Annotated in this window: 8 protein-coding genes; 6 read left to right on the plus strand and 2 right to left on the minus strand. The window is 43.5% G+C overall.

Features of this window, described 5'->3' with window-relative positions:
• Both AC37HE_RS15725 and AC37HE_RS15730 read right to left on the minus strand, forming a co-directional pair.
• Nucleotides 1–349, minus strand: a 349-nt coding sequence (locus AC37HE_RS15725) for a hypothetical protein (protein WP_500783870.1), incomplete at its 3' end; no start/stop codon positions are given.
• Nucleotides 350–406: 57 nt separating this feature from the next.
• Complete coding sequence (locus AC37HE_RS15730; protein ID WP_500783872.1) at nucleotides 407–1,120, minus strand: RDD family protein; 714 nt, start codon at nucleotides 1,118–1,120, stop codon at nucleotides 407–409.
• 161 nt (nucleotides 1,121–1,281) lie between these two features.
• Between AC37HE_RS15730 and AC37HE_RS15735 the strand changes: the two genes are divergently transcribed.
• From AC37HE_RS15735 to AC37HE_RS15760, 6 genes are all read left to right on the plus strand, one after another.
• Nucleotides 1,282–2,256 carry a stage II sporulation protein M gene (locus AC37HE_RS15735; protein WP_500783873.1) on the plus strand — a complete coding sequence of 325 codons (975 nt, stop codon included), beginning with the start codon at nucleotides 1,282–1,284 and terminating at the stop codon, nucleotides 2,254–2,256.
• Nucleotides 2,240–3,100 carry a hypothetical protein gene (locus AC37HE_RS15740; protein WP_500783875.1) on the plus strand — a complete coding sequence of 287 codons (861 nt, stop codon included), beginning with the start codon at nucleotides 2,240–2,242 and terminating at the stop codon, nucleotides 3,098–3,100. Before AC37HE_RS15735 ends, AC37HE_RS15740 begins: the two co-directional genes overlap by 17 nt.
• Nucleotides 3,093–3,815: a DUF4129 domain-containing protein gene (locus tag AC37HE_RS15745; protein ID WP_500783877.1), complete on the plus strand. Its 723-nt coding sequence runs from the start codon at nucleotides 3,093–3,095 to the stop codon at nucleotides 3,813–3,815. Before AC37HE_RS15740 ends, AC37HE_RS15745 begins: the two co-directional genes overlap by 8 nt.
• Nucleotides 3,812–5,020, plus strand: coding sequence for a DUF4350 domain-containing protein (locus tag AC37HE_RS15750; RefSeq protein ID WP_500783879.1), 1,209 nt, complete (start codon nucleotides 3,812–3,814; stop codon nucleotides 5,018–5,020). Before AC37HE_RS15745 ends, AC37HE_RS15750 begins: the two co-directional genes overlap by 4 nt.
• Nucleotides 5,021–5,032: 12 nt before the next feature.
• Nucleotides 5,033–6,013, plus strand: coding sequence for an AAA family ATPase (locus AC37HE_RS15755; RefSeq protein WP_500783881.1), 981 nt, complete (start codon nucleotides 5,033–5,035; stop codon nucleotides 6,011–6,013).
• 32 nt (nucleotides 6,014–6,045) lie between these two features.
• On the plus strand, nucleotides 6,046–6,963 hold a 918-nt coding region (locus AC37HE_RS15760; protein WP_500783883.1), incomplete at its 3' end, for a DUF58 domain-containing protein.

A 6,963-nucleotide genomic window follows, 5' to 3' on the forward strand; every position in this document is an offset into this window, starting at 1 on the left:
AAGGATCATCCGACGAAAGATGAAGCCTCCAACCCGGGTTGGCATGTCGGTCCGGTACAAGACAGGCATTATCCGACGAAAGATCGTGATCATCTGAGACCGAAGAAGGATCATCCGACGAAAGATGAAGCCTCCAACCCGCGTTGGCATGTCGGTCCGGTACAAGACAGGCATTATCCGACGAAAGATCGTGATCATCTGATACCGGAGAAGGATCATCCGACGAAAGATGAAGCCTCCAACCCGGGTTGGCATGTCGGTCCGTTACAAGACAGGCATTATCCGACAAAAGATCGTGATCATCTGATACCGAAGAAGGATCATCCGGCTTAAGCTGAAAAGCACGCAAACTAAACCGGAAGTTTTGCTGACAGGTCGTAGCATGTCCGCCAACCTGTTTTTGCGGCTACTGGTGGATCAGGTAATAATCTTTCAGTAGCTGCTCCAGAAATTTTATCGGCTTCAAATCAGTTTCTACCCCGATTTTCTGTTTGATTGTTTGGGTTGTTTGCAGAACCAGCTGAGCTGCTTTACCGTGAAAGCCCACCTCCTTTCCATAGGCCAACACCTCCCGAATGACAGATACGTCCTGATCATCGAGCAAGGCAGCTTGTCCAAAAACAGGAAGCTCATCTCCAACCTCCTCCTTCACATAGGGCAGATCATCCAGCCGCTGGTTCCCTTTCAGCGAGATGACCATGGTATTGGCTGCTAAATCGCCCAATCGCTGCGCTTTCTTTGTAATAACCATAGAAACAATTCCGACTCCGGCGAAGAAAATCCAAATATCAATAATACGCAGCAACCACCTCAACAAGTAGGAAGTAAACGGCACGTTACGTCCCTCGCAGTGAACAACTTTAATTTTCAGCACCATTTTACCGACTGTTTGTCCGTGGAACAACAATTCGAAGATCAGCGAATAGAAGTAAACCGGCAACAAATAAAGAACGATGAAAACATCGCCTAACGAAAATGCATTCTCTAAAATTGCGCCAACCATTCCATAGGCGAACATAATAACCAGATCCAATAACGTTGCTAAGATGCGATCGCCAACGCCGGCTTTTTGGTATGCAAGAAGCGTATTTTGGGCAGTTTGGATTTTAAAGTCAGTCATAGAGTAATTTGTGGTTTTGGTTTTATGAAACTTAAAAACTAATTCCGTATTTTAGCTTATGAAAATAACATATTCTTTTTTTAAAGGAATATTCAATAGCGAAAAAGGACTTAAATAAATCATTCGTCATCAGACTTTGTGCGACCAGCTAACCCAACAAAATGAAAGAAATCGTTTTTATTAAACGAAACTCCGAACGATGGAAGAAGATTGAAGGACTTCTTACCGGAAACGCTGTCATAAAGCCCGACGAGCTGTATGAGTTGTACATTGGACTGAATGATGACTTGTCCTATGCCTCGACCTTTTATCCCAACACCAATACAACCCAATTTCTGAATAACCTGACGATTCAACTTCATCAGAAAATTTATCAAAATCAGAAAATTAAGAAAGGACGTTTTAAACGATTCTGGAAAACGGAATACCCGATTCTGATTTGGGAGAACAGGAGATTCTTCTGGTATGCCTTAAGCATTTTCCTGATCAGTGTTCTTGTCGGCGCTTTTTCAACGGCTGTTGATCATGATTTTCCACGGCTGATCCTAGGCGACCATTACGTAAACATGACGCTCGATAATATTCAAAAAGGTGACCCGATGGCTGTCTATAAACAAGCCAACGAAGTGAACATGTTCCTCGGAATTACCATCAACAACATCCGGGTTGCCTTGTATGCCTTTGCTGCCGGAATTTTCTTTTCTATAGGCAGCGGACTGATATTGCTGAAAAACGGCATTATGCTGGGATGCTTTCAGTATTTCTTTTATCAGCATGGCATACTAACCGAATCCCTTTTAACGATTTACATCCACGGGACACTCGAACTGTTCTCAATTATTATTGCCGGAGCTGCCGGAATGAAGATCGGGAACAGCATTCTTTTCCCCGGCACTTATAAGCGGATTGTTTCCTTTCAGCGAGGAGCGGCAAGCGGACTAAAAATTGTTGCCGGTGTAATTCCGCTGTTCATTGTTGCCGGATTTCTGGAAGGTTTTATTACCCGACACACCGATTTCCCCACAGCAATCAGAATTGCCATCATCATTTTATCGGTTTCTTTTATCCTTTGGTACTTCTTTATATACCCTAAATATTTATCCCAAAAAACTAAAACTCATGGAAAAAACCTTTGAATTCAGACAAATCCGAGACTTGGGAGCTGTCATCAGTCACTCCTTCGATTTCATAAAACTGGAATACAAACGACTGGGTAAAGCGTTATTAGTTTATGTATTACCCTTTTTAGTTGTTACAGGGATCATTCAGGTACTTGTTCAACGTTCCTTTTACGGGAATTATATGCAAACGCTTGAAGGAGGCACCGACCCCCTGGCAAGTTTTAAATCGGGTACGATATTTATTACCTACCTGTTGCAAGCCATAAACTACACCATTTTATCATCAGTCGTCCTTCTATTTCTGTTCTTACATCAAAAAAAAGATGCTGATTTTAAGATTGAAGAAATATGGCCTTCCCTATTCAAGGTTGGGCTTAAGTTATTTTTTGCCATGATTGTAATCGCCATTATTTGTACGATGGCAACAGCTTTCTTTATTATCCCCGGAATCTATTTGGGCATCGTTTTCTCATTGGTTGGTCCGGTTATCGTTTTCGAGGAAACCGGTTTGGGAACGGCCATAAACCGCAGCTTCCAGCTCATCAAAGACAACTGGTGGAAAACCTTCGGGATTCTGATTATTGGGATTTTTATCTACTACATTTTTACGGTCGTAATAAGTCTTCCGCTTATTATATTTGGCGCCTTTAAGACATTCAGTGCAATTTCAGAGCAAACAACTCCGGATCTTTTCAATACCGGTTATCTGATTAGCAACACCATTATTTCAATCATCCAAACACTGGGTTATTCGTTGTTAATTATTTTCATCAGCATCCAATATTTTAGTTTGCTCGAACTAAAAGAGCGACCTACGTTACAGGAAAAAGTTGACAAACTTGCTTCGGAGAATGCCTGATTTAAAAGGCTACATAAAATATTTCATGCTACTCTGGCTCTTGATTTCAGGATTGAGCCAAAGTAGCTTTGCGCTTCCCAAAGAAGCTCAGGAGCCGGTAAAGCGACAATTCAACCAAAAACAGCTGGAAGAATATCGGCAGGATCGGGATTTCCAATACGAAAATGTAGTTCCCATCACAAACACAATTTGGGACCGAATCAAATACTATATCAGTCAATTTCTGAAACTCATTTTCAGCGAAAAAGGAGCAGCTCCTTTCATTCGTTATGCGATATTAGCAGCCATTATCCTTGCCGTCATTGTTTATCTGACAGGTGGTCAATTTCAATGGTTTTTCGGAAAAGATAACAAAGCGAAAGTCGGTGAGATATCTTTTGTACAAGATGATATTACCCGGGTTGATCCGGAAACGCTGGCAAACCAAGCACTTCAGAATGGGGATCTCAGACTTTGTATCCGCTACCGATACCTTCAGCTTTTAAAAACACTGAACGATAAAGAATACATTGAATGGCATAAAGACAAAACCAACCTCGACTATCTCAGTGAGATAAAACCGCCCCATATAAAAACACAATTTAAACGCCATACGCTCATCTTCGATTACGTATGGTACGGCCAGTTCCAGGTTGGGGAAGACCAGTTCCAGGCAATTCACGAGGGATTCAACCAATTGATTTACGCCATTCAAAACAACAACGAGCAAGGATGAACGGGAAACTAAAATATAGCATCATTGCAGCTGTGTTATTGGGTATTTTGGTTTACCTGGAAAGCATCGCACCCCATGAGACCAACTGGACACCAACCTTCTCCGGAAACGACAAAATTCCCTACGGCACCTGGGTACTACGCCATTCGCTCGAAGATTTGTTTCCGGGGACGAACATTGAACCTATCAACGAGAGTTTCTATCAGCACTGGGGAAAATCGGGAGCCGACAGCAGCAACCTAATTATCATTACCGGTGACTTCGAACCCGATTCGCTGGACCTGGATATCCTGTATCAAAAAGCAGCCAAAGGCGCCGATATCTTTATTGCCAGTCGTCAATGGCCCAAAAGCTTGACCGACTCGCTAAAATTTAGCACCAACCATTTATATGGCAACTTACTGGACTCGGTAACCACCATGCAGATTTTAACCGAAAACGGATGGAGCAAAAAAATTCAGTTGAAAAAACTGATCCAGCAAGTTTGGTTCGACCTGCCGGACAGCACCAGCATTACCCCACTGGGAACCGGAAACGGGAAAGCCAACTACATAAAAATCCCCTATGGCGATGGAAACTTCTTACTTCACTCACAGCCATTAGCTTTTACCAACGATCCAATTTTGTACAACGACAATTCGTACCAGGAGTTGGTTTTAGCATGGATGGCCAACAAAACATCAAAATTGGAATGGGATGAATATTATAAACCATACCGAATAGAGTCTTCCAGTCCACTGAAAGTACTACTATCGAAAAAAGCCTTGAGGGCCGCTTACTGGACGCTGCTAATCGGCCTCGTGCTGTATGTATTCACAAACATTCGTCGACGGCAACGTGCCATTCCCGTTCTGAATGCCAAAGCCAATTTATCGCTCGAATTTGTGCAAACAATTGGCTTGCTCTACCACAACCGGAAAGATCACAAAGACCTGGTTCAAAAAATATTTGCGGTTTATGCAGAATACGTAACATCAAAATATTTCATCCGAATTGAATTTAGTCCGGCAACTTACGAGAAACTGGCCCTTAAATCCGGGGTAAACCGCAAGATTGTGACACAGCTTTTTGAACGTTACGAAGTGCTTTCGAAAAAGGAGCATGTTTACGAAGACGAACTCTTCCGCTTCAATAGTTTGGTTGAAGCCTTTTACCAGGAAAGCCAGCGGGTATCCACGCAAAATAAAAAAGAACAAAACAGTTAAAACAAGATACACATGGAAGAAAATAAGCTCTTTGATACCCGAACCGACTTCACGGCACTAAGTGAAGCGGTTTCGAATATCAAAAACGAATTGGCAAAAGTAATCGTCGGTCAGGAGAAGATGATCGATCTGTTGATTATTGCCATATTAACCAACGGACATACCTTAATTGAAGGGGTTCCGGGAGTCGCCAAAACGCTGGCGGCAAAACTACTGGCCAAATCTATCGATGCCAGGTTTTCGCGTATTCAGTTTACGCCTGATTTGATGCCATCGGATGTTATCGGCACCTCGGTTTACAATATGGGGAAAGGTGAATTTCAATTTAAGCAGGGCCCTGTTTTCTCGAACCTGGTGCTGATTGACGAAATCAACCGGGCTCCGGCCAAGACACAATCGGCACTTTTTGAGGCGATGGAAGAACGGCAAATCTCGGTTGATGGCACGAGCTACCGTCTGGAACAACCATTCCTGGTATTTGCCACTCAAAACCCGGTTGAACACGAAGGAACCTACCAACTTCCGGAGGCTCAACTCGACCGTTTCCTGTTCAAAATTAATGTGAACTACCCGTCAGTTGAAGAGGAAGCGCAAATCCTCAACATTCACGATGCCAACAAAGATTTACAACAAACCGAATCGATTTCGGCTGTTTTAAAGGCCAGCGAGCTGGTAGCTTTCCAAAAACAAATCTTCAAAGTTACCATCGACGAAAGCTTAAAGAATTACATCGCCCGGATTGTATCGACAACCCGCAATCATCGCGACATTTACCTGGGAGCGTCGCCCCGGGCATCCATCCACATAATGAATGCCGCCAAGGCTGTTGCGGCCATCGAGGGGCGCGATTTTGTAACCCCAAGTGATATCAAAGCAATAACAAACCCGGTACTGTGCCACCGTATCATTCTTTCGCCCGAAAAAGAAATGGAAGGAATACGAGCAGAAGAGTTAATCAATCTCCTGGTACAGTCGGTTGAAGTACCCCGTTAAACACCAAAGATCTGCGCAAACAAACCCATCCCATGAAAAAAGGAACCCGAAAAATATACCTGACCACACGATTCTTCATCGGCGTGTTCATTCTTGTTTTACTGTTCATACTCGGTTATCCTTTTCCGTGGATTTATAATGTGGCCAAAATCGGGCTTCTAATTGTTTTCGCCTTACTGCTGACCGATATTGTGTGGCTACGATTTAGCAAAGGAACAATTGAAATTAGTCGGCATGCCCCTGCCCGCCTTTCGATGGGTGATGATAACCCAATGGCTGTAACGCTGCGCAATAGTTTCCCTTTCAACGTTCAATACGAGTTAATTGAAGAATTGCCGGTTCAGTTTCAGGAACGTAACTTTAGCATCAAAGGTGAGTTCAAAGCAGGAGAAACAAAAACATGTGATTATATACTGAAACCCTTAAACCGGGGGGCTTACCAGTTTGGACAAAGCAATGTTTATGTGACGGGATTAATCAATTTCATAACACTACGCATCAAAGGCAACAACGAGCAAAGCATTCCGGTTTATCCTTCGTTTATCAGCATGCGGAAGTTCGAACTAATGAGTATTTCAAACCGGCTGGAAGAGTTCGGAATCAAGCGGATCCGAAAGATTGGCCAACACTCCGAGTTCGACCAGATTCGTGAATACGTTCCGGGAGACGATTCGCGAACTGTAAACTGGAAAGCAACAGCCCGCAAAGGTGCTTTAATGGTGAACCAATACCAGGACGAGCGCTCGCAACAAGTTATTTCGGTGCTTGATATGGGACGCGTGATGGAAATGCCCTTCAACGGCATGTCACTGCTCGACTATGCGATAAACGCCAGCCTGGTGATCTCGAACATTGCTATGCTCAAGCATGACCGCGCAGGATTGATCACCTTCTCCAATCAAATTCACAACCTGCTGCCGGCCGAAAGGAAAGGCGGGCACCTTCAGCAC

The sequence above is a fragment of the Mangrovibacterium sp. genome, from assembly GCF_059905295.1.

Bases quoted from the DNA above. Each gene is read 5' to 3' on its own strand.
- AC37HE_RS15745 (WP_500783877.1), top strand. From the start codon at position 3,093: ATGCCTGATTTAAAAGGCTACATAAAATATTTCATGCTACTCTGGCTC.
- AC37HE_RS15750 (WP_500783879.1), top strand. From the start codon at position 3,812: ATGAACGGGAAACTAAAATATAGCATCATTGCAGCTGTGTTATTGGGT.
- AC37HE_RS15735 (WP_500783873.1), top strand. From the start codon at position 1,282: ATGAAAGAAATCGTTTTTATTAAACGAAACTCCGAACGATGGAAGAAG.
- AC37HE_RS15730 (WP_500783872.1), bottom strand. From the start codon at position 1,120: ATGACTGACTTTAAAATCCAAACTGCCCAAAATACGCTTCTTGCATAC.
- AC37HE_RS15755 (WP_500783881.1), top strand. From the start codon at position 5,033: ATGGAAGAAAATAAGCTCTTTGATACCCGAACCGACTTCACGGCACTA.
- AC37HE_RS15740 (WP_500783875.1), top strand. From the start codon at position 2,240: ATGGAAAAAACCTTTGAATTCAGACAAATCCGAGACTTGGGAGCTGTC.